Here is a 26,849-nt window from a genome sequence, read left to right on the forward strand (position 1 = left end):
ATAAAAATGCACCCCCTATAAAAATTTAGCAAAATCTTTTTTTATTTTACTTACTTTTTGGGGTGCACTCTATAGTTCTCTTTTTATATTTACCATAATTAATTTACAAAATGTAGGAAGAAAGTAGGAATAATAATGGATAAAAAAGAAACAGCCGCTCTTACGAAAAAACAAAAATTTATTAATTTTTTTACACATGGGTTAAGTAGAAAAAGCATTGGAATTATTACAATCTTATCATTAGCAGATTTATTTGTTTTTAGTGGGGTTTTATATTTACGATATATCATCCCTGATTTTGCTAGTTACTTAAAGTTAAATCAATCAAAATTTGATATTGCTATTTCGATTTATGGTTTAACTGCGTTGGTAACTCGGATCCCAGGGGGATATTTAGCAGACAGATTGAATGCAAAGATTATGTTTGTAGTAGCATTATTCATAACAGGGTTAGTCGGGATATGATGGACTACTTTAACATTACCAATTTTTGATGATATGGATAAAAGAATTCGATTAGGACAATTATATGTTATTTACTTATTATGAGGAATTTCAATTGCGGGTTTATTTTGAAATCCATTGTGGAAATTAGTTTCGCAAAATGTGCCAAAAGAAAAACAAAAAGCAGCCTATGGGTTACAAGGCAGCATTCTTGGTTTGTTTGGAGTGTTAGTTATTGGTGGAGCGGCAACGGGAGTTACAGAAGCAACTAAATCAACCGGTGTAACTGAAACGGCGCCATTTTTAATCTTTGCATATTTTATTTGTGGGATGGTAATTTTAATGGGAGTTTTAGCATTAATCTTTATTACACTGAAAAAACGTGAAGAAAAAGAAATAATTAAATTTAGTAAGCATTTTTTTAACTTATTACGACCTTTTTAATTCTTGCGTGTCTGATTATGTGGAATTTTTGTATTTGGGATGTATATGTTTCAATCGGTCTTTTCGTATTATATGAAAGATGTTTTAACTGTGATTGGGATTAATACAACGATTGTTGCTGTCCTTGGCGGAATTAGATCGTATGGTTTACGCTTTTTAGTTGCTAGTCCAGTTGGTAAATTATCAGATAAATGAAAATCATATGTTTTAGGTTTAATATTTATTTTATTAATTGGCATCTTAGCTTGTATTTTATTTACCTTAATTCCAGGGTGAGGTGAAGCATGATTTAATCAACAACAAGCTGGAATTAAAATCTTATTTCATATTATAATGTGTGGATTATTTATCTTTATTGGTTGTATTGGGTGAGCGTTATTAACATTACGATTTGTTCAAATTGGTGAATTACCAATGGAAAAGAATAGCTATGCTAGTATATTAGCTGTGATATCATTTTTAGCTTTTACCCCCGATGCTTGATTTAATTATTTAGCAGGAAAAATTGGTAAATTAGCTGGTAATTGAGATGATATAAATCAAAAATATAATCTACAAGGGTTACAAATCTTATTACTGATTACGATTGGATGTGCTTTGCTTGGTTTACTTTGTGGAGTTGTAGTTTATCTTCTAAATAAAAAAGAAATTAAGAAGTTGAATAAAACATCATTCCATTGAAGAGAATTAGGCAATATTTAGGAGATAGAAATATCCTTTTTATATTGTTTTTATTTTATAGCAGAAAATAAAATTATTATTAATAACACAAATAATTTCTAGAACATCCTTTTTAAGCAACTAACTTGTTAAAGGAGACCCTAGACTTTTTTTATTTATTTTATTTAGTATAATAATAAATATCATACAAAGGGAAGGGAACAATTTGATGAAAAAGTTATTAACCTTTTTTAGTGTTCTCGTTTTAGGACTTGGCAGTAGTTTGCGGGTTGCTAGTTGTAAAACACGAGTGAAGCATGATATTGATGAAAATGACTTAGATGCCAATCAAGATCTTGACATTTTAAATAAGATTAAAAAAGAAAGCTACCAATATTTTGTAACATGATGAAAATCAAAATCAACAGTTAATATTAAGAATTATCCGGACCAAGAAATATTTTTTACAAACTTAGTTAAAGAAGTAAAAACAAAAGATAATGAATTAACTCTCAGAAGAGAAGAAATCAATAAATATCGTTTTTTAACGCAGTTATTTATTGGTTTTAAAGCAGAGTTTGCTAATTTAAATCAAAGTTTACAAAATAAATATTCAAATTATTATCCTAATTCAATGCCATTACTCTTAATGGAGGATGATATTTCATTTACTTTGTATAATATTAATTTTGGTAACATCGCAAAGTTATTAAAAAGTACTTCACAAGAACTGTTGGGAATTACAATGGAAGTTAATATTCCTTATGAAGTTAGGTTTAAAGAAATACAACCATTCCAGAATAAGATTGATAATCTAGTGACTATTAGTAATAATTTAGATGCCTTGACTAATGTGCAAGATAAACTTGATGAGTATTTTATTATGTTTGTTAATAATATTTTAAAAGAACAAAATTTTAGGCTTATTGTACCAGCAGAAGTAAATTTAGATGCTGTTAGAAGGGTAAATATATTAAGAACAAATATTAAAAATAAGTTAAAAGAAGCAAATTTTTTGTTTAATAATATTAATTTTTTATTCTTTGACTTTGAATCAGTTTCTAACTCTTTTACAGAGAGATCTAATCGTCTTCCTTTTCGCAAATCGGATTCTACCTTGATGTGAGCGGGAGAGGGGTATAACCCTGATAAATTGACACCAGAAAACTTTTTAAAATTTTATATAAAAAAAGCAGCGATATTAAGTGAAGAAAAGTATTATTATTTTGGAAACATAAAAAGCATTATTCCAGTTAATTTTACAATTGAAAATTTATTATTTAAATGTAATTTTTCTAGAATAAAACTAAAATCACCAGTTAAAATATTAAAGGAAAAAGATAAAGTTCACGAAAAGTTAGAAGAATTTGCTAAGGTGATAATGGCTTTTTGACATTATTATAAATTAGAAACATATAATGAGTATCATCGCCTTGTTTTTAAAATGCGGCAAAATGAGTTTGATGCATTAGTTGAAAGTGCTAGTGTTTTAGAAAAAAAATAAACATAATAAGCCTTCAACCAATTTTTCAATCAATTTTTAATTTTTTTAAAAGCACATTAGATTCATTAGAAAAACCGTATTTTAGTCCTTTCATATCAAATCCTGGTAAAAAAAATATAAAGTTAATTTAATTAAAAATAATGTTTTTACTATTAAATTATTTCATCCCGAAATAGAATTATACGATAATGAAATATATAACTCGTACCAAGAGTGGTTAAACACCATGCCTCAACACTATTATGCAAACTTTTATTATAATAGTTTTGGCTATAGTTTCTTTTTTCATTCTAATGATGATGAAAGGAATATTAATGATAGTGACTTTAGATTTTTACAGATACTAGAATTTAAGGTTGTATAATTTTATAAATTGAATAATTTAGTAATAAATTGGTATAGTAGATAACCAATGGCACATGCTGCAATTTTTATTGTATGAATGTGTTTTTTCTTTGTCATAGGACAACCTCAAAAAGAATAAATAATTATATTATTGAATCCTTTTTATATTGTTTTTTATTTTATAATAAAATTAAACTATCATTTAAAAAATTTAAATGCAACTTAGAATTAGCAATGAAAAAATAATTTTACCGTAATATTAACTTTCAAGAAATTTACTATGAAAATATATTTACTATTAAATAGAGAAAGGACAAATATTATGGAAAAGATGTTGTTAACAGCCATTCTTATGGCAACATCAATGAATGTGGTTCCGCCAAATTATCAATTTTAACAAAATAATGATTTAAAGAACATAATTATCGCTAAAGAACAAATAACATTAATAAATAATGATTTAATTTTGTTACAAACATATATTAATACATTTATGAAATTACAAAATGATAGTATTAATAGTCTTTCTTTTACAAGAGAGTTAATTAATAAAATTGATGAAGTTTTAGCAGAGGGAAATTATAAGAACATTGGGATAATCACTCGGTTGTATGAATTAAAAAAAGAATTAACAACAGCTAATGATAAAGCATTTATGGTTAATTTATTGTATGACTATAATAGTGATATTCGTGACAAAGTTAATAACAATTAACAAAATATGATTTTAATATTAGAAACTATTCGTAAAAAAGATCCAGCACAAATCTCACATTTAATTTCTCGCTGTAATGAACTAATTAATCGGATAAGTAATTTTAATTTTAACAACAAGGATAGCATTATTAGTTTTTTATTTGAAGTGATTCAATTTAAAGATGCAGTTATTCTGCAATTAACTAGTATAATAAATAATTTAATTAATATTACTAGTGATGAAAAATACAATATTATTAGAATTAAATTAGAACAAATTAAAATTTTACAAAATAAAGTTAATGAATTAAAAAAAGAGATTGAAATTGCTCAAATTGGAATAACAGAGGTAGAATCTTATAAATGAGATAACTTTCATGCAAAAAGAAAGGGCAACTTTAATTGATTACAATATTATCAACCAAAATTGAAAAAAAATAAGTTTTAATTATGATGTTTATCGTGGACAAAATCTCTGGGCATTTTAAGTAGAAACAATGCCTGATATTTATCATGAAATATCCTATCGTAATCTCCCATCTTTTTATGATAATCTTAGTGATGATTTTAGTAATAGTTCAATTTGAATTCATTTAGGTGAAACAACGAAAGATTCTGATGGTTGATGTGTATATCAGGATGCTAGTATTAAATTTAAAAATAAACATAATCTAGTAAAAGAGGTTAAGGGATTTAATATTGAAAATGTAACTAATATTGGGATCTGATGCAATCAATACTTAGTAATTAAGAATTTTAAAACAACATTTCATTTAAAAAAATACATTGAGCAAACATTAGTAAATTTACAAGAACAATTGAAGAAAGTAAATGCTAATATTAACAAATTAGAAAATAAAATTCAACTACTAGAAAATTAAAAGTTAAAAGAAAGGACGTTTAACAGATGGCTAAAGTTAGGTGCAAAAAACTATTTTTTGAATATAAACATAAAAATATCCTTAGAGATATTAATTTAAATATTGATGACGGCCAAATTATTGGCTTGATTGGTCCAAACGGAGCAGAGAAAACAACCTTAATTAAGATTATTTTAGGGCTAATTAAAAAAGATCAGTCCTTAACCTTAAAATATGATGATTTTGTTGTTAATTCAAAAAAAGTTGGTTTTGCACCTGCAAATAATTCGTTTCAACGTAATATAAGTGCAAAAGATATTTTATTTTATCAAGCTTTTATAACAAAACTTAACTACCAAAAAGCAAATGAACTAATTCCGAAAGTGTTAAAATATTTTGATTTAACTGAGCATGCCCACAAAAGTTTTGCTAAATTTTCCAGTGGAGTGAAAAAGAAGTTTTTATTAGCGTTAAGTTTAATTAATGATCCTGATTTATTAATTTTAGATGAACCAACAGCTAATTTAGACCCAGAGACTAGAAAACAGGTTTGTGAATTAATTTTTAAATTACATCAAAGAAATCCTAAAATAACAATTATTATTGCTTCCCATATTTTGTCAGAATTAGAATCGTTAATTAATTATGTTGTTATTCTTGAGAAAGGGCAAATTTTATGTAGTAAAAATTTTAATTATCAACAAGAAGACCTTGAAAAACTATATTATGATCAGCTTAAAAAAGTGCAAAAAGAACCTGAAGAAAAGGAGTTGTTTTTTTAATGAAGTTGTGGTTATTTTGTTTTAAAAAAAATTTTAAATCAAAAATAATGTGGTTATGGTTATTTTTTGGTTTTGTGATAACATGAACCTTTTTTACTTTTTTCTTTTTAAACTATGAACAAGTCATTAAAAGTGGGAGTGCTACTTTTCTTTTTTTTCGAATAATGTATTTGCTTTTTGCCCCAATTTTTGTAACATATTTAGTTATCAATATAAGTATAACGATATTGGTGTCATTTCTCCTTATACAGAACAATCAAAGAAAATTAAAAGTTTAAGCTTGTCAATCTCAACAGATGTTGAGATTGACACTGTTCATAAATTTCAGGGAAGAGATAAGAAAAAAATTATTTATTGTACAACACAAGATAAAGTTTCAAATTTAGAATTTTCATCAAAGGCTAATTCGGTAAATGTTGCTGTATCTCGTGCTAAATACGAACTTGTTGTTGTCGTTAATAAAAGAATTAGTGAAACTAATAAAAGCAATGATATTACAAGGTTAGTTAATTATATTAATGTTTTATATAAGGGAGAAACTGTTTTTAAACATAGGCTTGGGGTTTTTGCTGCTCTATCTTCTAGTAATTATGAAATAGAAACACAACAAAAAGAGTTTAATGGTTTTATTGGCCAAACATCAGAATATATCTTTTCAAAACTTTTAGATCAATTAGTTAATCAAATTATAGATATTGAATATACAATGTTTTATAATTTAAAATTAGTTATTAAAAATCAAGATGGTTTTAATAATAGAGAAAAGCAATTTATTAATCATCCGTGAGCACATTTAGATTTTTTAATTTTTAATAAAATTTCAAAAAAACCAATAATAGCAATTGAAGTTGATGGACAACAACATAATAATTCAATTCAAGCATGACGTGACCAAGTTAAAGATAGAGCTCTTGAACAAAATGGAATTAAAATTTATAGAATTAAAACAACTTCACTTGACAATGAAGAAAAAATAATTAATGAAATAAAAAGTTTAATTATTTAATGTAAATGTGTATTAGTTGTATATAAATTGTAAATATAAGTGTAAATTAAGTACATTAAGTTTATTAATTCAATAATTGTACAAAAATATTTAATTTTCTAATAGTTTTTAGCGTTTTAAATTTTCTTGTATGTTATTACATACTTGTTTTAAAGCAACAATTATATATTTTGATATATTGATATTATTTATTTAAGGAGGTAGAAAAAATGGCAAAAAGTAAATGCAAAGTGAAAGTAAAATCTCACACATGTTCTTGCCCAAAACCTAAAAAAAGTAACAATAATTCTAATGCAAATTTAATAATAGATAAATTGTTTAAGTGAAAAATTTGAATATAATGACTAATTCATATTGCAATGTTTCAATTGGAATCGAATATTTTATTGATATTAGTTTGTATGAATAATGACTAAGATAGAATTCTTGTATAATTTGATTTTTTAATTCTTGGTCATATTTATTAAATTTTTGTTTTTTTTGTGCCATTTTTTAAATTCTTCCTGAATAGTATTTTATCTTTTTTTCTGTTCTCATTTAGGGATACACATCAAAGTAAAATTAGGAACAGTAATTTTTGAAGCAGGGTTATCATTTACTTGCTTTTTTTGTCATAATTAAGCATAGTTCAATATGAACAGTTTGTAAATTATTGAAGCACTTTAAACAAAAGGAGAAAAAATATGAAAAAATACTTCTGAGCTATTTTAATAAGTTCATTTTTAATTATTCCACTTGCTAGTATTATTAATTTTTTTACAAATAATAGTTTTAAAACATCAGATGATTTAAAACAAATTGTGGAGCCAAGTCGCGGTTGACCAGCAAAAGATATGAGTCAATTAAAAATTTGATAATTTTTATATAATGATACTCAACAAAAAATTGTTGCAACAAATGAGAAAATGATGGATGGTTTTTATAGTTTTTATCGTGATGAATATTATAAATATCGTGATACAGCGGAAGGCAACATTGGTAAACCTGGTTATGATGAAATTGGTCTGCCCCTTGCTAAAATTAATGATTATATTGAGCAAAAGATTGTTTTTTTATGATATGCAAAAATTTATGGCTTTAAGTTTACGATCATATTTTATTGAAGTATCAATTAATCAAATTCTTGATCTAACTAATAATAATATTAATCCGAGTGAGTATTTAAACTTATGAGTTATGAAGTATTTTCAAGCGGGATTTTATTTTCAATGAGCAAAAATTTGGATTCAAGATTTAGGTCGAACAATTGAAAAATCAATTGATGTTGTTTTTTATGTATTTGGATCATTAGTTCCTCGTGATAAGGATGGGAATTCGTTATGAACACAAGGGCCTGACCCAGTTGCTGCAGCAAAAGTAAAACCACGGTTAAAACTTGATTATGTGATGACAAATATGATTGATAAAGTTTATAACATTGTCTTTGGGAGGGAAAATTAAAAATGATTATTTTAGAAAATATTAGTAAACATTATGGGAAAAATCATGTTTTAAAAGATATTAATTTAGAAATTAAAGAAAGTGAATCAGTCGCTTTTTTAGGAGCGAATGGGAGTGGAAAAACAACCTTAGTTGAAATTATTTCTGGTGTCTTAAAACCTTCAAGTGGTAAGGTAATGGTTGGGGTACAATTTCAAGATGGTTATTGGCCTTCAGGAACAACTCCTATGGATTTAATTAAATTTTATAAAGGACGTGGTTACTTAACAACTCCAGAAGGACAAAAATTAATTGAGGTTTTTGAGTTAAAGAATTTGTTAAAAAAAGAAATTTCAGCTTTGTCTGGTGGACAACGCCAACGTTTTAATTGTTTTTTATCAATTTTAAATGATCCAGAAATTTTTGTCTTAGATGAATTAGTTACGGGGTTAGATTTAAAAATGCAAATTAAACTTGTTAATTTTTTAAAAAGTTGAAAAAACGAAAAAAAATTAATTTATTAGTTGTTTCACATACCCCAGAAGAAGTTGAATTACTTTGTGACCGGGTTTTACTTTTAAAAGATGGTGAAATTTATAGTGACCAACTAATTACAGAAATTATTAAAAATAATGGTAGTTTACGGAAAATGTTAGTTAATTACTTTGAGAATGTTGTCGGCTATGAATTAGAAAATACAATTTGAATTTAAACCATTATTTTCAAAATTAAATAAAACTAATAATTTATTGTTTAAAGCTATTTTTACAAATCCCCGCACATATATGTTTGTTTTTCTTTTTTCTGTCATTTTATCAGCAATTTGTTCATGGTTTTGAAATACTTATAGTTATTATGCTGTTTTACCACCAGTTTTAATTAATTTTTTGTCTGTTTCAGTTTTTACTAGTAGTTTTTATTTAGGTGCCTATTTATTAGAATGACGAAAAAAGAACTTTTTAAAACGAATTAAACTAATTAATTTGACAGAATATAATGTTATTTTTGTAATTTTTCTTTTAAATTTAACATTGTCAACAATTTCAATTTTATTAAATATTGCGTTATATAATTTGTATGCTTTAATTTCAATTTTTGGGTTTAGAATTGCATTATTATCCAATATTAGACCATTTATTTGAATCTTATATTTTATTGGAATTGTTTTGTTTACTTTTTTTCTAACTGTTTTGTATGTTTTTTTAGCAACAGCATTATCAAGTCGTAATTTGTCATTTGCAATTTTAACTATTGTTACCTTATTTTTTATTACTTTTTCAGATGTAATAATTCAGCCAACAATTACTAATCATCATTGGTTTTTTATTATCATTAATTACTTATGCCCAGCTAAATATTTTATTTGATTTAATATGCTAATTACATCTTATCAGTTTATGGATCCGTTAGGCATTAGTCAAATTATTCAGGATTATAATACCGTTTCTTTTATTACATTTACTAGTCTTTGACAGCCACTACTGGGGATGATCGTTTTTACTGCTTTATTTGGGTATTTGGCAAAGCATTATTTTAATTGAGGAATGAAAGGAAAATAAGATGAAAAAAATATTTACTTATTTGGGGCTAATGACATTAATAACAAACCCGGTTACTTTAACTGTCGCTTGTACGATTGGAAATCTTGATGGTAGTATTTATTTAAAAAGGTTACCTAATTTTAATTTAGAAAGGTCAGAATATGGTGATGGTATTTTATTTGATAATAAAAATTCACAAAATATTTTAAATAGTAAAGGTGAACAAGTTGATTTTGGAACAGTTAACCCGCAATATTTAAATTCATATTGGGATTATTCAAAATTTAGTACTGGCTTTCAATGAGATTAAAATATTCGTAAGCAAGCAGTAACGGGTGTACCGTTGAACAAAGGTTTTATGCCAAATGGTAATTATGCTGCAGATTTTGGCATTACTTCCGCTGCGCAAAAGTACTTACGCCTTAATTCAATTTTAAATTGAGATCCAGCAATAGATTATGATGCAAAATATAATCAAGCAGAAATCCCATTACAGCAACGTACTTTTGTTGCAACGGTTAATTCAAAACAACAAAATCGGAATGTTAATTATAATCAATTAGGATTTTCATCTCGTAAACATCGAACTTTTGATAATACAATTGTTGGTACAAAAAATCCCTTTGAAAATACTAACTTGAACTGACAATATGTAAATGAATTTATTAATTGATCTGGTTCATGATTTGAAGGACCAATCATTCCGCCACCGGCTGATGTTATTGACGCAGCACATATTAATGGGACTCCAATTTATGGTAATGTCTTTTTAGATGGTTATCATGAGTTAACTCGAGTAATGTTAAAAGATTTTTTAGCACGCAATGCTGATGGAACATATAAAATTGTTGATATTTTAATCAAAATTGCCAAATATAATGGCTTTGATGGCTGATTTATTAACAATGAAGCAAATGGGAGTTCTCCTAATGGAACCATTTTAGATTATAATGAAATGTACCAAATTTTAAAAGAATTTAATTATAAAGTTGGAACTGCAACAGACCCCGATATTAAAAAATTGCAAATTATATATTATTGTAATGATGCAACTGTTTCAAAAAGTGTAACTGGTTATGATGATGCTGAAACAGTTAAAATGACAACAACTGGTTATCCACGAAATGGGGTTATTATCCCAACACAAGTACAATTAAATTTTGGAGAAACGCCAGATAAAACAAGAACCTTTTTAAAAGAAAATCCAAATTATCGTCCATCGGATTTATATACAATGATTGATGAATGAACAAATGCAAAATATTATGGTACCTATGATTTTCGCCAATTAGCTTATGCTTTATCAGCACATACAGGGCGTCCAACATTTAATCCAAATGTTTATACAAGTTTTTCATCATATATGGATAACGGGGCTTCTATCTTTGGGGGCTATGCTTATAATTGAATTAAAAAACAAGGTTTTCATAATGAAACAAGAGCTTTTCTATTTGCAACACAGGTTTCAAACTTATTTAATATGATTCATTATTCAGGAACAAATACATTTATTAGTGATAAAGATACGGGTTTACAAGCAAATCGGTTATGTAATGATTATACTAAGTTAGATCCAAAAATTGACTTTACTGCAGCAGCATTTGCGGCTGATCCACGTATTAAAGTAAAAAATAAGGGCCCAGTTAATGATTTTCTGAAACAAAATATTTATGATTACGAATCAAACAATGGTTATAATTCAACTAGTTTTGGCGTTGGGAGTTTAGTCCAAGAAAGAACAACATTATTTGATGAAAATCAAGTTTTAAATAAATCGACTAATTTTTCAATGGGGAGTGGAATTAAGTTTGCTGATCGGGATGAACAAGGAAATGCTATTGTGGCGAATGATTATCCTTGGACAAATCGGCGCTTAACAGACATTCTTCCAACTTATCAATGGAAAATTTATGATGAAGAAAAAAAGATCAACCTCTAAATATTAGTGAGATTACTGGGGTGTATGACTATGATAATGTTTATAAAAAAGGAAATTCAATTGCAATTGGTAGTGGTTTTGATGGGCTAGGAAAAGTTTTACCAGCAAAATGAAAGCAAGGTAAAGTTTATGATTGAGATATTATGGGAACTAATTTAATTAGTGATCAACATCAAGCTAGTTTTATTTATTATGATGGTTCGAATGATAAAAGTAATGCTAATGTTAATTTTTGAATTACAACAACTAATCAAACAACAGGAGAATCATCGGGACAAACTTTTAGTCCAACCCAAACTGAAAAATTAAAAGATGGGTAAGTAAAAATCTCATTTGATTTAAACCGCATTGGAAATGTGACAAAAACAAATCGGATTTCAAAAATTGGGTTACAAATTAAACCACAAAAAGAAGAATTTAAATTTAATGTTGGTTAATTTAGCATTACAACTGCGACAAACCAACAAACTAATAGTGTTGATATTACTAATCCAAATGTTGAATATGCCATAAAACGCCATAATTCAACCAAAGAATGATTTAATCTTCGTTTTAGTTGAGAAAGTCAAAATGTAAGGAACCTTAATTATTATGCAATATATTATTTTGCAGATAATAAATGATATCGAGTTGGTGAAACAACAAAAAATTATTATTTTTTAAAAGACTTAACAAGTTCTCAACAAATCATTCAGTTAATGATTAAACCAGTTTATAACGATAACATTGCTACAACAGGTTTTGTCTTTAATGTTCAGGTATCATAAGGAGGTATTGATGAAAATTAGTCAGAATTATCAGATGTTTAATCGTTGTATTGTCTATATGTTTAAAACGATTTTAAAAACATCGCGAACATATATTTATATGGTTGTTGCACCAATTATTTTAATTACTTTTGTTTATTTCTTTTGATATCAACAAATGTTAAAAACAAATCGCTATATTATGATTTCATCCTTTACCTTAATTCCAACGTTGTTTTTACTATTTCTAGGTTCATTTATTATTTGTGAATGACATGATTCAGTGTTTTTAAAGTATTTAAAAAACTTTGGTTTAAATAAACTTCAGTTTATGGTATCTTTATTAATTGTCTTATTTACAATTACGTTTGTTATTATTTGGTTAATCGTGGGTTATTTATTCTTAATTGATTTAGCCCATCAGGAACATATTGTTCAAAATTGATTTAATTTTATTACATTGTTTTCACAATGATTTGGTTGAATTTTTGGTATTATTTTAAATATTTTATTAATGTTTTTCTTAGCATTTTTAGTTGCTGGTTCATTAAAAAATATTTATATCGTACAAACAATTAATATTTTAATTTTTATTTTATCTTTTTTGTTCGGTGACTTTTTAATTGATTTATCATATGCAACAACAACACCAGCAATCATTATTGGTTATTTTATTCCACAAAAATATATTACTTGAATTGTTTATATATTCTACACACAAAGTAATTATAATTCAAACGGCTTTTTCTTAATTGTCCCTTCTGTGGATCGGAGTTTAGCATTTACCTCAATTTATCAACCAATTTTTGGTACTTTAATTTTTATTAGTACAATTAGTATTGGTTCATACTTTACTTTTGTTAGTGGTTTAAAAAGATAGGGTTTACTGGTTTTTATCAGTAAGACCTTATTTTATGTGTAAATTGTAAATGCAAATGTAGCACTTTATTGAAAAAGAATAAAATGCTTTTTATTTTGTAAAAAATACTTATATTTATTGGATTAATCGTTAGATAGTATCTTTTACACTTAATAAAATATGTTTTTTCAGAAAAATCCATCCTTTCTTTTCTTAAAAAATTTTGAATAATTGTTTTATTTAGTTGTTAGTTAATTGTTAAATATAATTACTAAAAAATATATTTAATAAACAAAGAATTAAAAAAGATAATGAGATAAAAAAATAAAGATACTATCTAACGATTAATCCAAAATTCAATCTTTAAAACTTAATATTTTTTGATGCTTAAAAATGAATAACTCATCTATGGCACGAAGCCTTAAAGAAAGTGTGAAAGCGATTGGATTTACTACTCCTATTTATTTCTTTAATTCTCGGCAAGATTAATCACTTGCGAAATGTCAGAGCATGTGTTTTTTGGCTTGTTTTCATAAAAAGAGTGTTGTTAAACCGAAAAAAACAATATCGGACACTAAAAAAACAAGAGGGTTGGAACTCCAAAAGGTTATTTTCTTTATAAAAAGTTGTGTAGGGATGGATGAAGCGTAATTAATAACTGGGTAAACTGTTTCTTTGTTTATTTCCGTATGGGGTAAACTCTATCAAAATATCCTATCCGCCCCCGCTCACCTTCAAAGTGGAGCGGGCGGCGAAGTAATTAAATATTAAAATAAATTATTTACTAAATATCAAAATATTAATTAATAAAGGAATATTATGTTTTTTTACAGAAAGGAAAATATTTGATGAAAAAATGAAATAAAAAAATTAAAAATAAATTACAAGAATTAATGATACGAGCTTATCTGGTAACAGTAAATGATATTAATGATGAAATTTGAGCAACAAATAAAAAGAATTAAGGAGTATAGATAAATGACAGAATATAAAAGTAAATATATTAATAAAACTTGAAATGAAATAACAACATCATTTGATTGAGTTAATTGTCAACCTATTAATTGTCGTATTTCACATCATAAAAAGCATTATGATTTGCAATGTTTAGAATGAGCCAAAATGTACTTAAATTTATTTAAAGACAAGTGAGATGTTATTGTTTCATATATGCAATATTATAAAATTAACGATATTTTAGATTTAGCATCCGATGGATGAAAAATATTACAAATTGACAAAAAAATAAAACAAATAAATTAAAATATATTATTGCAATTGACCCTGCTGGAATTGGACAAACTGGTATTATTATTTATAATGTTTTGCAAAAGAAAATAATTAATAATATTACTTTTAATTTTGAAAATGAAGAAGAAGCAATAAATAATATGTATTTAATATTAAATGAGTTTAAAAATAAAATTTGTTCTTATTTAAATAAAGTTATTGTAATAATTGAAGATTATCAACTTGTATAGTGTAAACCAATTAGAACAAAACAACTCTTATTAAAGGGTTGTTTTTTTATTTGAAATAAAACAACTCCTAAAAGGAGGTAATGATAATTAAGCAATAAAAAATATGTGATGTTAATGATTGTTATAAAGTAATATCATTCATTATTGAAGAATTTTTATCAAATAAAGTTTTATGAACTTGTGAAAAACATAAAGATTTATTGAATAAAGTAAAAGATAAAACACAAAAGCGGTTTTATAAACGTTTAGAGAATTCAAAAATTATCTTTGATTGAGAAACTGGGTTTTTAAAACTTAAATTTTACAAAACAACTTAATGCAGAGTGGGACGGTTATTTTAAATAACTAAGTGCTTCCATAAAAACATGAGTTTATACTCACTCTCACAGCCCCAGCCGAGGCGAGTACTGAAACAGTGTATGAGGAAATATGTAAAAATCGACGCTGGTTCATTAGAACTAAGCGATAGTCGTGATGTGTCCAAGGCTAACATCAAATGACAATAAATATTGAGATGGTGACACAAACAATTTGTTTGAAACTTATTTTTAAGTGCTATTACTTTAATTAATAAGAGTAGGAAATAACTAATTGCATTTACACTATACAACTTCATAAGGGTTTAAAAATAAAAAATCCATTATCTACTCCTAAATTTATTGGTGGTTTAAAAGTTTTATGCAAATATTTATTTAATTTAAAATATATTTTACAATCACCAGTCATTAAGAAAAATTATATTTATAAAGGAAATATTAAAATGTCAGAGCACGAACACGATGCTTGAAAACATTTACAGTATTTTTTAGCAAAAAGAGTTGAAAAAAATGGCACAAACAAAAAGTAATTTACCTAAAAAATCAATAACTAATAAACCTAAAATAAAAAAAAGTTAATAAGTTAGAATTAACTGTTAAATTACATGAAAATCCGATTAAAACTAAAATTAAGGCACTGGTTGCTGGTGGTGTTGAAGTTGATGCTTGTTCGGCTAAATGTCAGTGAGACGGATTAAATTATTCAACATTATCAATATATAATCCAGCTGTTTTAACTGAGTTTTTGAAATTAAAAAAAGATGATGAGATAAAAATTAAAGGCTCAGTATTTAATCAGTTAAATATAAAAACTAAACGCTATTTTTTGTCTTTTAGAGTAGATAGTTTTGAAATTATACAAAAAGCAATAAGAAAAAGAACAAATACAAATATTAAAAAATAGGAGGAAAAAACAATGGCATTAAAAAATGTAAAATATGTTCTTATTGATGAAAATAATGAACCTATTAAAAATGAAGATGGTAGTTTAGATATTAAAACTGCTGAAATTATTTTAGAAAATACTGCTGAAGTTGAAGAATTTAATGCAAGTAATTTAGAAAATAATAATCAGCAAATCAACGAACTACAAACAAAAAATACTGAATTAACTTCACAAATTGAACAACAAACAATTCAATTAAAACAAATTGAAGTAATTGACTTTATTAATTCTTTAACTGATAATGAAGAATTTAAAAATGTTTTATTAAAGTCTTATGATATTACTGATGATATTGAAATCATTAAAACACAATTGCAAAGTGTTTATGATGAATTAATTAAGGTACAAACAGTTAATACTGGTGGCGTACCAAAAGTAGAAAACAAAGAAAACAATATTTTAGATACAGACAATGTATTTAATAAATAGAAAGAAGGAAGTAAATTATGGCACAAAACCCACAAAGAATTTTCGGAGATATTGCTAACCAAGCAACAAAACGAGACCGAGAAACATTTGAACAATGATATTTACAAACTTATCAACAAAAATTTAGTTGAGAAGCATTATTTGCGTGAAAAGAAGCAAATAAGTTTGGTTTAACATATAAAAGAAAGAAAAATATTAAATATAATGAAGGTCTAGGAAAAAATGGACAAGTATTTAATACTGATGATAACCTACTAAAATATTCAACAGTGGAATTTGAAGATGGAATTGTTGAATTAGATACAATTTTAACTTTTGCTCGTAAATTAGACCCCGTAGAAAGTGATTTTAATCCTAATCTTTGAGCTGCTGATATTGAGCAAGCAATGGATACTGAGGTTGCTTATAAACGCAATAAAATTTTAGAAATTATTAATAAAGGAACAGTTACAACCATTCAAGGCCAAAAAGCAGTTGATACAAATGCTTTACAAATTCATGATGAAATTATGGATAAAATATATGAAAATGGTTTTACTCCATCAGAAACAGTTGTCTTGGGTTCGGCTGATTTTATTCGTGGAATTCGTAATAAATTACAGTTACAACTTGGAGCAAACGACCAAATAAACAATGTAATTGAAACAAGTGGAGCAATGAAAACTGTTGAAGGAACAACATACTATATGGTTCCTAAAAAATTACCAATTATTAATAAAGATGGTTCAGAAGGAACAATTACTCTATTACCAGATGGTGTTAATGCAATTGCCTTTAAATTTAGTAAAAAATATGACCCTCTTATCTTACGGAAAAAAGACCATACTCCATTAAGAGTTGGTGCAGCTGCATTGGGTACTGGAATGGGTAATACTTTGATTATGGAAAGAGTTTTATATTTAGGTGGAGCAGTAGTTGAACCTAAGGGAATTATTAAACATACATATAAAATAGATATTAGTAAAATTAATAAAATTGATGAACCAGATATAAAAGTAAAAAATCCGCAAAGTGTTACACAAGAAGAATTAACACCACAATTTAAAAATGTTGTTTTAAAAGCAGTTAAACAAGTAGATATTGTATTAACTGAGAATGATTTTAATTATTTTGTTGAAAGCGATGAAGTTGACTGACCTATTAATTTAACAGATGGAGAAACTGTTTTTGTTCAAATTGAAGGTAAAAATAAAGCAATTGGCCAAACAAAACCTATTAAAGTTGTTTTAAGACCTATTGCACCTAATAAAAAAGGTGCTAATGAATAATTTTCATTAGTACTTTTTCATTTTAAAAATGCCAATTGGTACATCTAAAACAGCCTTTATTTATGCTGTTAAAAAAAATCCAACCAGATTGTCAATCCATCAACAAGAAAAAAGTTTTGGGTTACAGTTATTAGAATTTTTAGGAATTCAAGTTTTAGCCCTTGGTTTATCAGTTTTAACTGGTGGTTTGGCATCTGCTATTGGATTGGGGGCAGGATTATCTAATTTTGCCGCAGCATTTATCTCGTTTGGAGTAGAAACAGCAACCGATTTTGCCGTAAATCAAATATACGATAAATTAACATCAGAAGTGACAGTAAAAAGTACTGCCTTAAATTTGTTACCAGCAATTGGTGGAATTGGTAAATTAACGCGTGCTGCTCGCACAACTAGAATTTTAAAATTAGCAAAAGAAACTAAATTACTTGAAAAATTAGGTGTAATAACTGCTAATAACTTAGAAGATATTGTAAAACAAGTTACAGGTAAAAAGATTTTATCTGATAAATTAATATTTGATTTTACAAAGCAGGCTAATAATGAAACTTTATTATATACAATTGGAAAATTAGCCCGAAATGATTTTTATAAAGGTTTTAAAGTTTCTAATTTAGAAACAATTAATAATTTATTAAAAATTGAGAAAAATATTCAAAAAATAAGTCCTAAATTAGTTCAAAAAATACCACGCGTAAATGAAAAAAATGCTAATAAATGATTGTCTGAATATGGATTAAATATTGATAAAATAAGCAAAATTAATATTAATGAGTGATATAACATTATGACTAATCTTCATAAAAAAGGTGTTGGTAAAAATCTACTATTAAATGCTAATTTAATGCGGGGCAGTAAAATATATAATAATAAATTATTAAATATTTTGCATCAAACACCAATTAAATTAAATAAAATTTTAAATCATTTAAACCCAAATTTTTATATTCAAAAAGTAACTAAAAAATTATTAGCCCCAATTGAAAAACAAATAATTACTATTAAACAAAAAGTAATTAATAAAATTACTGATAAAACTAAAAAAATATTGTCTAAATTTGAAACTAAGGCTATTAAAAAAGGACAATTATTACCCTTTGCTTATGGTTCTGATGTTTTTTTAGCAGTTAAAATTGTTCCATTATCAATTGCGGGCGAAGTTGCTTTAACAATATATTATAAAAATCCTAAATATACCCCTATTGTCGTTATGACAACTTTAATCAAAGCAGAACAATTTGTTTTATCCCCAGAACCTTTTAAATTCTATATGCATAGTGAATGATTTATTGGTTGGGGATTTAAAAAAACAAGTTTGTTTAATTTAGTTTCTTTTGCCCCACTTGCTTATCAGCAAGTAGTAAAAGATAGTTTTAAAATATATCGAACAATTGCTAAGATATTAAAAATGCAAGAACAATTTAAAAATAACTTTAATAAAGATAAATTGTTAAATACGCTAGAAGATAGTGCGGTTAATAGTTTATTGGGTAATGGATTAGTATTTCAAGCATACAAACAACTTAGAACAAAAAAAGATTTAGACAAAACAATTAAAACAAAAACACTATTAAATAGTAAAAAGTTTATTTTAAATAAAATATATTCTAAAAAAAGTAAATGATAAGGAGATGATTAAATGTTAAATGAATTATGACAAAATGTTACTTTGGAAAATTATAATAATTTTAATCCAATGACAGGTAAAATTACACAAGTTCCAGTTCGTTATAATAAGTTCTTTAAAGGTAATGTAGAATTATGATTTAAAACATTTGCTTTAAGAGCCCAAAATATGATTAATTCATATTTAAACTATCCATTTTCAAAACTAAAATTTGAAACATTTAAAGACCCGTTATTAAAGAAAATTTGTATTAATATGGTGTTTATTACGATTGAGCATTGAACATTTAATCGCATTCCAATTGAGTTTTTTACTTCGGCAAATATGAGTGTTGGTAATATTAATTATTCTTCACAAAATGACCCTATGGCAACATGACAAGGTCTATTGCCTACTTATGCAAAATCACTCGCTAATCTAACAACTTTAAAGAAAATGTTTCGTACTTTTCAAGAAGAAGGTATTGATTTAACAATGATTGATTTAGAAGCATATTATACTCAATTAGAAGTTGATGCTTTAATTGAAAAAGAAAAAACAGAAAGAATAGAAACTGATGACAAATTAGATAAAAAAATTGATAATTTATCAAGTGAAACAAAAGAAAATTTAGATAAAAAACAAGATAAATTAACAAAAAATTCTAATATAGAAATTGATTATATATCTTGTCAAAGATATGTTAGTTCTAAAGATATATACATATATGGTGATTTAAGTTTTCATAATGACCCAAAGCCCGAAGATATACCAAGATTTACAAAAATAGTCAGAGAAGTACAAAATAATATTCAGGTACCAATTACAAAAATTATTAATGATAAGTCAACAGATGAAGAAGTACCAACTGCAAAATCAGTATATGAATATAGCACATGAGAAAATATTGATACAAATGATTTTGTTACTAATATTGAATATAAAATAAAAAACTTTGATATAAATTATACTTACCAAATATATACGGGCAGCAGTTCTTCAAATGCAGGAACTATTATAAGTATTCCTAATTTTAATGGTTTTATAATGCAAGCAACATCATTGTTTCAAAATCAAATATGTAATATTCAATTATCAGAAAATGGAGAAGTAATGTTTTTAAAAAATGACCAACCAATTAATATGAAGTTTATAAAAATTAGAAGAAAAAAGTAAGCTTAGAAAGGAGATGTTATTATGCCAAAAGTAGAAGTTAAAGATGTAATTATGTTTTTGAAAATCTTTGGGGTTTCATCATTGTTTTTTATTGCAGGAATTATTATTTGTTTTATAGGACCAACTAAATTAGGAATTGGTTGACCTGCATATGTAATTATTGCTGCAATGCTTAATGGTTTTGGGGTTGTTGTTTTAATTATTGAAACTATTAGATTTATCAAAACTCATAACAAACAACAAAAACAAGATAGTATTGAAGATGTTATTAAAAAAGAAGATACAAAATAAAGAGGTGTTATAAATGGGATTATTACCAGCAAAAAAGAAATTAAAAAAAGAATATGATATTGATAGTTATTACCTTAATTTAGCATCAACGATTACTAATCGTAAAAATGTTACTGTTCAAAAACATAATGAGATTTTAGAAAAAAGAATTTGTGAAGATAATGCTAATTTTTTAAATCCACGAAATTTAGAAATTAGCATTTATAATCCTAATACTAATCAAAAATTAGATACTAAATTAATTAATAACTTTTTAAAAATGCAAGACTTTACTAATAAGAATTGATATAACGAATATAAAATTAATAAAAATGGCAAAGGTGCATATTTTATTTTTGCTAATAATTCAAAACTTAATTTTATTACCATTGATTTTTATAATGACCAGTATGATGAATTAGGTAATCTAGTATCGTGTACTTTTGATTATGACCCTTATATTAAAAATGACCAGAGTGTTTTTATTACTGAAAAATTAGAAATTGATTATGTAACTAAACAAGTAAAAGTTATTAGAAAGTTAAAAACACGATTATATAGCACTATTACCGATTTGTATATTGATGATGCAAAATGAAATAACTATACAACATTACAAAGAGAAGAAATATTACCACTTAATTTTATCCCAATTGAAATTATTCCTAATAACCCTAATTTTGAACCTTCTGCTCGTTATGGCAAACAATTTGCTAGTATTTTAGATATTATTGCTGAAAAGATAATGTTAGACCCGTTATTAAATAGTGGTAAATTTACCATTAATACTAATGGTGTGACTGGTATAGTTGACCAAGAAATTAGTAAAATGTTAGCTTCATTTATTGAAAATGACTTGTTATTAGTTGAAGGTGACCCCGATAGTAATTTTCAACCAGTAGACTATATCGCTGGTAATTTTAAAGGTGAACAATTAACCAAAATATATGATTGATTATTAACTAATTACTATAAAATAAATCGCCATCATGTTCCTGCTATTGCTAAGGGAGCACAACAAACTCAGGCGGAAGTTGCTGGTGTAAATATTCAAACAAACGCCTCATACGAACAAATGATATATATTAGAGAAATTAAATTAACTGAATTCATTATTAAGTTAATTAAATATGATAATGCGATTTTAAACAGTAGAACATTCAATATTAAAAATATTGATGAGTTAATTGTTGATGTTCACTTACCAGTAAATGCTACTTTAAACAGACAACTAAAAAATAATGAAAATATTATCAATATTCCCAATGATGAAGAAGGAGAACAAGAATAATGTTAAAACCATCTGAAAAAATGTTGGCACAATTAGCAGAAAATGATGAACCAATTGACTATTCAATTGATAGTATTCCATTAGATTTTGCTAATCAATCGCAGTATAGCGACCCTGATTTAGAACAATTATTTACAGAAGACCGTGCTAGAACCTTATATATTTATAAAATCAATAATCTTGTTAAGACAAAGCAAAAACCAATCTTAAATTACTCTCAAAATAGCGTTAAAATAGGTTTTATTGACAAAGATGAATATATTAAAATAACGGGTTATGAAATTAGTGACTTTAATTTTAAATTACAAATTCAACAAAATACCACAATCCAAGATAATAGCACAAGTTATGTAATGATTGATGAAAAAGATATTTTAATTAATGATATTTCAAAACAAGATAAAGAATTTTTAGAATCCTATGACTTAAAAATAGTTTCTATTAATGAACCAATTACCGAAAACAATAAAAATGAATGTTATATTATCGAAGAATATAAACGCCCTTATTCACCTGATGGTGTTGATATTATTAAATCTACTCATTTAGTTAAGGTGATTGATTTTAAATGAAAAAACCAAAATAGTATTCATTTAGTATTACAAAAATCATTACCCGAAGATACACTTTTTACTGGAATTGAAATTAAATACCCTAAATCAATGTTATTTGGAAATATTAAGTGTTGAGGCAATGTGAATGGGGTTTATTCTTATCCATCATCAAACATTGAAAACGCTAGTTTAGTACCTTTACTATCAATGCCTATTGAAACAAATCCTAATGTAAGAATATTTCAGTATTGATTTACCGAAAGTTTTTTACCATGAAGTATTGTCAAAGATTATATAAAAGGAAAAGATATTTTAGGTTTATTAGATGTTAAAGAATTAAATATTGTTTTATTAAATTATCTAACATATCGTTATAACTATGACCGTAAATTTCAAGGTGCAAAATATGATGAAAAAGGTAATCCTACTAATAAAGCAGCAGAATTGCGCCAAAAATTCGAAGGACAAAAACCCGAAGATGTAATTGATGGTTTATTTGAAAACTGAAAATTAGATAATCCCACATCTCTTAATGAAAATGCTGTCAAAAGATTTAAACAAGTGATATACATGTTATCAAATTATACATATAGTAAATACGCCATTAATAAAGGTTATAATGATGATGTTAAATTATTTTCTCCTTATTATTTTGAATTATTATCTAATCCAAGAGAGGTAGAAACTGGATATTGAGAATTTGAACATTGCAAAGTTAAATTAAATTCATCATATTTTAATTTTAGTGGCGGTTCTACTCCACCAACACCAATAAATTATTGAGAAGAAATTTTTGAAAAGAACAGACCCTTAAAAGAAATTGATAATAAATATTATTTTGTAGTTTGACGTAGTGATACAAATAGTAATTGAAGAATTATTAAATTTTTGAATGATACAAATAGTAAAAAAGAATTAGATAGTTATGGTAGATATAAACTTATTTTTAAAGAATATAGTCCTTTTTATGATTTTACATTATTAATTAGAGGTGAGCGAGGTGATACAGATCATACTTGAAAAGATGATAATGGCACATATTTTAAGTTTCTTTATCGTTGAGAAGGAACTGGTGAGCCAAATACACCCTTTATATCACCAAAAACAGGACAAATTACAGATTGAAATTTAAAACAACAAAATAATATTAATAGTAATGATGAAATTAAAGTAACTGTTAAAAACAAAGATATTTCAGGAAATATTATTTATCAACTAGAAATAAATTATTTTAATTGATTATCAATTACAAATGAATTAGAAACAAATAACATTCCCTCTCTAATTCCAGCAGAAATTAAATTATCTGATGGAGAATATGGCAAATATTTAACAAATTTAATTATTTCTAATGACAAAATAGAAAACTATTTAAACTATTTTTCGCAATGATATAAATTACTTTATTCAAAAGCAAATTGAATAAGTATAATTAAAAATTTAGTTGAAGATAGTATTAAAATAACTTTTTTTAAACACGAAAAACTATTTATTTTAAATAAAGTTGAAATATCTGGGATATGAGGTTATGGTAATTATGAAATTACAATTTTTACAGAAAAAGAACAAATTACAATTAATAATTTAGAATTATTTAGTAAAAACAATGAAAAATTATCATTAATTACATTAGAAATATAAAAAGTCATTTTAAAATGACTTTTTTAATTTATCTATTATTTTTATTATTTAACATTTATATTATTCTTATTATCAAGATATAAATCGGGTGCTTGTTTATCTACTAAATTTCAACGATAAAGAAACTTAAAATATGTGCCATTATCATCTTTTCAAGTATGATCTGCATCACCTCGCTCACCTCTAATTAATAATGTAAAATCATAAAAAGGACTATATTCTTTAAAAATAAGTTTATATCTACCATAACTATCTAATTCTTTTTTACTATTTGTATCATTCAAAAATTTAATAATTCTTCAATTACTATTTGTATCACTACGTCAAACTACAAAATAATATTTATTATCAACTTTACTAAATGGTTTTTCTTGTGATGCTATTCATTCTAAAATATTTCCATTTATATTTATATTATTTTTTTCTTTTAAATCTGCTAATTCTTTTTCAGTATATTGCGGTGTATTACAAGCAACTAAACTGGTTGTGCTTGTTCCAATTAGAGTGATTGTACCTAAAAGACTTAATATCTTTTTCATTATTATAAATTCCTTTCGCTAAAATTTTCTTACAATCACAATTATATATATATATATATATATATACAAGGGCTATTTAAGAGTTTGAAAGGAAATTATTTAATTTATTATGTGGAAAGGGTCAATCTGGGCTCGCGGTGATTTTCATAAGTTTTGCGAAAAATTACTTAAAGTTTAAAAAAACTTTTGCCGCGCTTTTCAAAATACTTGGGAAAAATTCTAAGCGTTAAGCGAAGAATTTTATAAAGGTTCCCAAATTTGTTTGAAAGAACCTCAAAACTTTTTTTAACTTGTAAGTCATTTTATCACAAAAATTTAAGAAAATCAACCGCTCGCCCAAAAATAGGATTAGTTATATGCCCATTTTAAAACGATATGGATAAGAACCATAAAACAAAGCATCATATGGGTCATGGTACATTTTACTATCGGGTGTATTTGTTTTGGTATCGCTAAATCTTAATTCACTAATACATTTATCTAAAAATGGGAAATTATCTAATATACCATATATCTTGCCTTGAACAAACATTTTTCTTATTCATGTTACGCGATTGATTATACCTGCTTCTTTATTAAGAGATGTCTGATGTTTTTTGGCTTTAAACATTTTAATTTTATAGCCTAAATAAGGGTAAATATCTTCTTGTAATTTTTGCATAAAGTCGTGGGCATTAATATCATAATGAAATGTAGCATATTCAAAACCATCAAATTTATCAAATGTATTAATTATTCATTGTCCGTAATATTCAACTATTTCATTTAAATTCATTGAATTTTTAGGTGTAACAACATTTTCTTCAATTAAATATTTATCATATTCATTATTTTCATTAATTTTATAACCACTAAACAAAAATACCGTATGGTCTTCACTACCATTAGCATAATCAACACCAATTGAATAACTATCAAATTGATACTGTTTTGTATTTGGATTATAAAAATCTTGTAAATTATATTCTTTAATATATTTACGATAATTTCGTAAAACATAAATACTGGGGTCATTATCATTATATTCAAATCCGTAGTATTCAAGTTCAAATAAATCAGGTCGTTCTTCTTTGTTTGTTAAAACAAGTTTTTTGGTAATATCAGGTATTTTAGTTCAAACAGCCCCCATTGTTAATCGTAAATTAAAAATACCCAAACCATTAAATGCTTGTTTGTTTTCTGAATATACTTGATTGTGTTCTTTTAAAATATTTTTAATTCTTTCATTTAAGGGTAAATATGGGGTTACAAATTTTTCATAAAAGACATGGTATTTATCAAAAGGATTAAAAGTAAATTGATTAGAATATGTTTTATGAAAATATGTTGTTACTGTTATGCATTGTTTTGCTATGTTGTCTCATTCTTGAAATGTCCAAGATAATTCTTTTATTGGAATAGGATTATCTAAATTATATTGTTCATTATCATTTTCATCCGTGTATTTTTCATAAGATACTTTTAAACTTTTTGAACGAAACATTGAAACTCTTAAATTATTATATCTTTTATCTAATTCTTTATCAGTTAAGATTTCTTTTTCTTCGGCATGTATCATTTCATCAGTTCATGCTGATATAATACCACTACCTTTACCAACTTTTCCCATAATTTTATTACCATTAGCATAACCAGCAAAAGCAATGCGAACACCACTAGGAAAAACAATCTCGCCGCCTTCTTTAACATTTTTAGGTCAAACAATGCCATTTTCATTGTCAGGTCCTATATCAATCCCATATTTATCGTATAGATAATTACATACATTAATTGTATCGCCAAATGTAGTATCTTCGTGGGTGTTAGCGTATCTTCGTAAAATATTAGATGAAGCATCAGTAAAATTACAAGCAAAAAATAATTTTTCTGCTAAATGATTTCATGTTTTATTAGTACCACGCCCCGCTGAGACAAACTTAAAAAAACTTGGCGAAGTAAAATATCGGGCATAACTATCACCAACAAAATCTTTAAATACTTCTCAATCAAAGCCAAAATTAAAGTCACTAAAATTTAAATCATATTTTTTATTTAAATATTCATAACTAGTAATTCGTTTTTTGTTATTAATTTTTGTAAAATCTTGCAT

General features: G+C 25.7%; 31 protein-coding genes. 28 read left to right on the top strand and 3 right to left on the bottom strand.

The window, feature by feature from the left end:
- The first annotated feature begins 135 nt into the window (after positions 1-135).
- From AACL22_RS03640 to AACL22_RS03675, 8 genes are all read left to right on the top strand, one after another.
- Entirely contained in the window at positions 136-888 is a 753-nt protein-coding gene (locus AACL22_RS03640; RefSeq protein WP_338989678.1) for an MFS transporter, read from the top strand.
- Between the two features lie 72 nt (positions 889-960).
- Entirely contained in the window at positions 961-1,590 is a 630-nt protein-coding gene (locus tag AACL22_RS03645; RefSeq protein WP_338989679.1) for a hypothetical protein, read from the top strand.
- A gap of 187 nt (positions 1,591-1,777) precedes the next feature.
- Entirely contained in the window at positions 1,778-3,052 is a 1,275-nt protein-coding gene (locus tag AACL22_RS03650; RefSeq protein ID WP_338989681.1) for a hypothetical protein, read from the top strand.
- 811 nt (positions 3,053-3,863) lie between these two features.
- Positions 3,864-4,112, top strand: a complete 249-nt coding sequence (locus tag AACL22_RS03655; protein ID WP_338989682.1) for a hypothetical protein — start codon at positions 3,864-3,866, stop codon at positions 4,110-4,112.
- A gap of 6 nt (positions 4,113-4,118) precedes the next feature.
- Positions 4,119-4,541, top strand: a complete 423-nt coding sequence (locus tag AACL22_RS03660; protein WP_338989683.1) for a hypothetical protein — start codon at positions 4,119-4,121, stop codon at positions 4,539-4,541.
- A gap of 49 nt (positions 4,542-4,590) precedes the next feature.
- A complete protein-coding gene (locus AACL22_RS03665) occupies positions 4,591-4,974 on the top strand; it encodes a hypothetical protein (protein ID WP_338989684.1) in 384 nt (127 codons plus the stop codon).
- A 26-nt stretch (positions 4,975-5,000) separates the two neighbouring features.
- Entirely contained in the window at positions 5,001-5,735 is a 735-nt protein-coding gene (locus AACL22_RS03670; RefSeq protein WP_338989685.1) for an ABC transporter ATP-binding protein, read from the top strand.
- Between the two features lie 196 nt (positions 5,736-5,931).
- Positions 5,932-6,741 carry an AAA domain-containing protein gene (locus AACL22_RS03675; RefSeq protein ID WP_338992989.1) on the top strand — a complete coding sequence of 270 codons (810 nt, stop codon included), beginning with the start codon at positions 5,932-5,934 and terminating at the stop codon, positions 6,739-6,741.
- A 318-nt stretch (positions 6,742-7,059) separates the two neighbouring features.
- Here AACL22_RS03675 and AACL22_RS03680 read toward each other — a convergent pair whose 3' ends face one another.
- Positions 7,060-7,230, bottom strand: coding sequence for a hypothetical protein (locus AACL22_RS03680; RefSeq protein ID WP_338989686.1), 171 nt, complete (start codon positions 7,228-7,230; stop codon positions 7,060-7,062).
- A gap of 194 nt (positions 7,231-7,424) precedes the next feature.
- On the opposite strand from AACL22_RS03680, the gene AACL22_RS03685 reads away from it, so the two are divergent.
- The 20 genes from AACL22_RS03685 (at position 7,425) to AACL22_RS03780 (ending at position 24,221) form a co-directional block, all read left to right on the top strand.
- Positions 7,425-7,598 (top strand): hypothetical protein, encoded by a 174-nt coding sequence (locus tag AACL22_RS03685; RefSeq protein ID WP_338989688.1) that lies wholly within the window; start codon positions 7,425-7,427, stop codon positions 7,596-7,598.
- Between the two features lie 48 nt (positions 7,599-7,646).
- Positions 7,647-7,856 (top strand): hypothetical protein, encoded by a 210-nt coding sequence (locus AACL22_RS03690; protein ID WP_338989689.1) that lies wholly within the window; start codon positions 7,647-7,649, stop codon positions 7,854-7,856.
- Positions 7,857-7,917: 61 nt separating this feature from the next.
- Positions 7,918-8,181 carry a hypothetical protein gene (locus AACL22_RS03695; protein WP_338989690.1) on the top strand — a complete coding sequence of 88 codons (264 nt, stop codon included), beginning with the start codon at positions 7,918-7,920 and terminating at the stop codon, positions 8,179-8,181.
- Between the two features lie 2 nt (positions 8,182-8,183).
- Positions 8,184-8,684, top strand: coding sequence for an ATP-binding cassette domain-containing protein (locus tag AACL22_RS03700; protein WP_338989691.1), 501 nt, complete (start codon positions 8,184-8,186; stop codon positions 8,682-8,684).
- Positions 8,654-8,872 carry a hypothetical protein gene (locus AACL22_RS03705; protein WP_338989693.1) on the top strand — a complete coding sequence of 73 codons (219 nt, stop codon included), beginning with the start codon at positions 8,654-8,656 and terminating at the stop codon, positions 8,870-8,872. Before AACL22_RS03700 ends, AACL22_RS03705 begins: the two co-directional genes overlap by 31 nt.
- A gap of 73 nt (positions 8,873-8,945) precedes the next feature.
- Entirely contained in the window at positions 8,946-9,719 is a 774-nt protein-coding gene (locus tag AACL22_RS03710) for a hypothetical protein (RefSeq protein ID WP_338989694.1), read from the top strand.
- Position 9,720: 1 nt separating this feature from the next.
- Entirely contained in the window at positions 9,721-10,011 is a 291-nt protein-coding gene (locus tag AACL22_RS03715; protein WP_338989696.1) for a hypothetical protein, read from the top strand.
- A 48-nt stretch (positions 10,012-10,059) separates the two neighbouring features.
- Positions 10,060-11,640: an endo-beta-N-acetylglucosaminidase gene (locus AACL22_RS03720; protein WP_338989698.1), complete on the top strand. Its 1,581-nt coding sequence runs from the start codon at positions 10,060-10,062 to the stop codon at positions 11,638-11,640.
- Positions 11,641-11,660: 20 nt separating this feature from the next.
- Entirely contained in the window at positions 11,661-11,960 is a 300-nt protein-coding gene (locus AACL22_RS03725; protein WP_338989700.1) for a hypothetical protein, read from the top strand.
- Between the two features lie 457 nt (positions 11,961-12,417).
- Positions 12,418-13,266: a hypothetical protein gene (locus AACL22_RS03730; protein ID WP_338989701.1), complete on the top strand. Its 849-nt coding sequence runs from the start codon at positions 12,418-12,420 to the stop codon at positions 13,264-13,266.
- Positions 13,267-14,223: 957 nt separating this feature from the next.
- Positions 14,224-14,508 (top strand): hypothetical protein, encoded by a 285-nt coding sequence (locus AACL22_RS03735; protein ID WP_338988664.1) that lies wholly within the window; start codon positions 14,224-14,226, stop codon positions 14,506-14,508.
- A complete protein-coding gene (locus AACL22_RS03740; protein WP_338989702.1) occupies positions 14,463-14,726 on the top strand; it encodes a hypothetical protein in 264 nt (87 codons plus the stop codon). The genes AACL22_RS03735 and AACL22_RS03740 overlap by 46 nt, the downstream gene beginning before the upstream one ends.
- 1,062 nt (positions 14,727-15,788) lie before the next feature.
- Positions 15,789-15,947: a hypothetical protein gene (locus AACL22_RS03745; RefSeq protein ID WP_338989005.1), complete on the top strand. Its 159-nt coding sequence runs from the start codon at positions 15,789-15,791 to the stop codon at positions 15,945-15,947.
- Positions 15,948-15,959: 12 nt separating this feature from the next.
- The gene (locus AACL22_RS03750) at positions 15,960-16,418 is read left to right on the top strand and encodes a hypothetical protein (protein ID WP_198049827.1); all 459 of its coding nucleotides are present in this window, start codon (positions 15,960-15,962) and stop codon (positions 16,416-16,418) included.
- Positions 16,419-16,435: 17 nt separating this feature from the next.
- Positions 16,436-17,686 (top strand): hypothetical protein, encoded by a 1,251-nt coding sequence (locus AACL22_RS03755; RefSeq protein ID WP_338989705.1) that lies wholly within the window; start codon positions 16,436-16,438, stop codon positions 17,684-17,686.
- Positions 17,687-17,714: 28 nt separating this feature from the next.
- Positions 17,715-19,310: a hypothetical protein gene (locus AACL22_RS03760; RefSeq protein WP_338989543.1), complete on the top strand. Its 1,596-nt coding sequence runs from the start codon at positions 17,715-17,717 to the stop codon at positions 19,308-19,310.
- A 12-nt stretch (positions 19,311-19,322) separates the two neighbouring features.
- Complete coding sequence (locus AACL22_RS03765) at positions 19,323-20,465, top strand: hypothetical protein (protein WP_338989706.1); 1,143 nt, start codon at positions 19,323-19,325, stop codon at positions 20,463-20,465.
- A gap of 21 nt (positions 20,466-20,486) precedes the next feature.
- Complete coding sequence (locus AACL22_RS03770) at positions 20,487-20,756, top strand: hypothetical protein (RefSeq protein ID WP_338989546.1); 270 nt, start codon at positions 20,487-20,489, stop codon at positions 20,754-20,756.
- A 13-nt stretch (positions 20,757-20,769) separates the two neighbouring features.
- Positions 20,770-22,026 carry a hypothetical protein gene (locus AACL22_RS03775; RefSeq protein WP_338989547.1) on the top strand — a complete coding sequence of 419 codons (1,257 nt, stop codon included), beginning with the start codon at positions 20,770-20,772 and terminating at the stop codon, positions 22,024-22,026.
- Complete coding sequence (locus AACL22_RS03780; RefSeq protein ID WP_338989708.1) at positions 22,026-24,221, top strand: hypothetical protein; 2,196 nt, start codon at positions 22,026-22,028, stop codon at positions 24,219-24,221. The genes AACL22_RS03775 and AACL22_RS03780 overlap by 1 nt, the downstream gene beginning before the upstream one ends.
- A 44-nt stretch (positions 24,222-24,265) precedes the next feature.
- Here AACL22_RS03780 and AACL22_RS03785 read toward each other — a convergent pair whose 3' ends face one another.
- Positions 24,266-24,760, bottom strand: coding sequence for a lipoprotein (locus AACL22_RS03785; protein WP_338989550.1), 495 nt, complete (start codon positions 24,758-24,760; stop codon positions 24,266-24,268).
- A 352-nt stretch (positions 24,761-25,112) separates the two neighbouring features.
- Positions 25,113-26,849, bottom strand: coding sequence for a hypothetical protein (locus AACL22_RS03790; protein ID WP_338989552.1), 1,737 nt, complete (start codon positions 26,847-26,849; stop codon positions 25,113-25,115).

Source organism: Spiroplasma endosymbiont of Seladonia tumulorum (genome assembly GCF_964020235.1).
Taxonomy (GTDB): Bacteria; Bacillota_I; Bacilli_A; order Mycoplasmatales; family Mycoplasmataceae; genus Spiroplasma.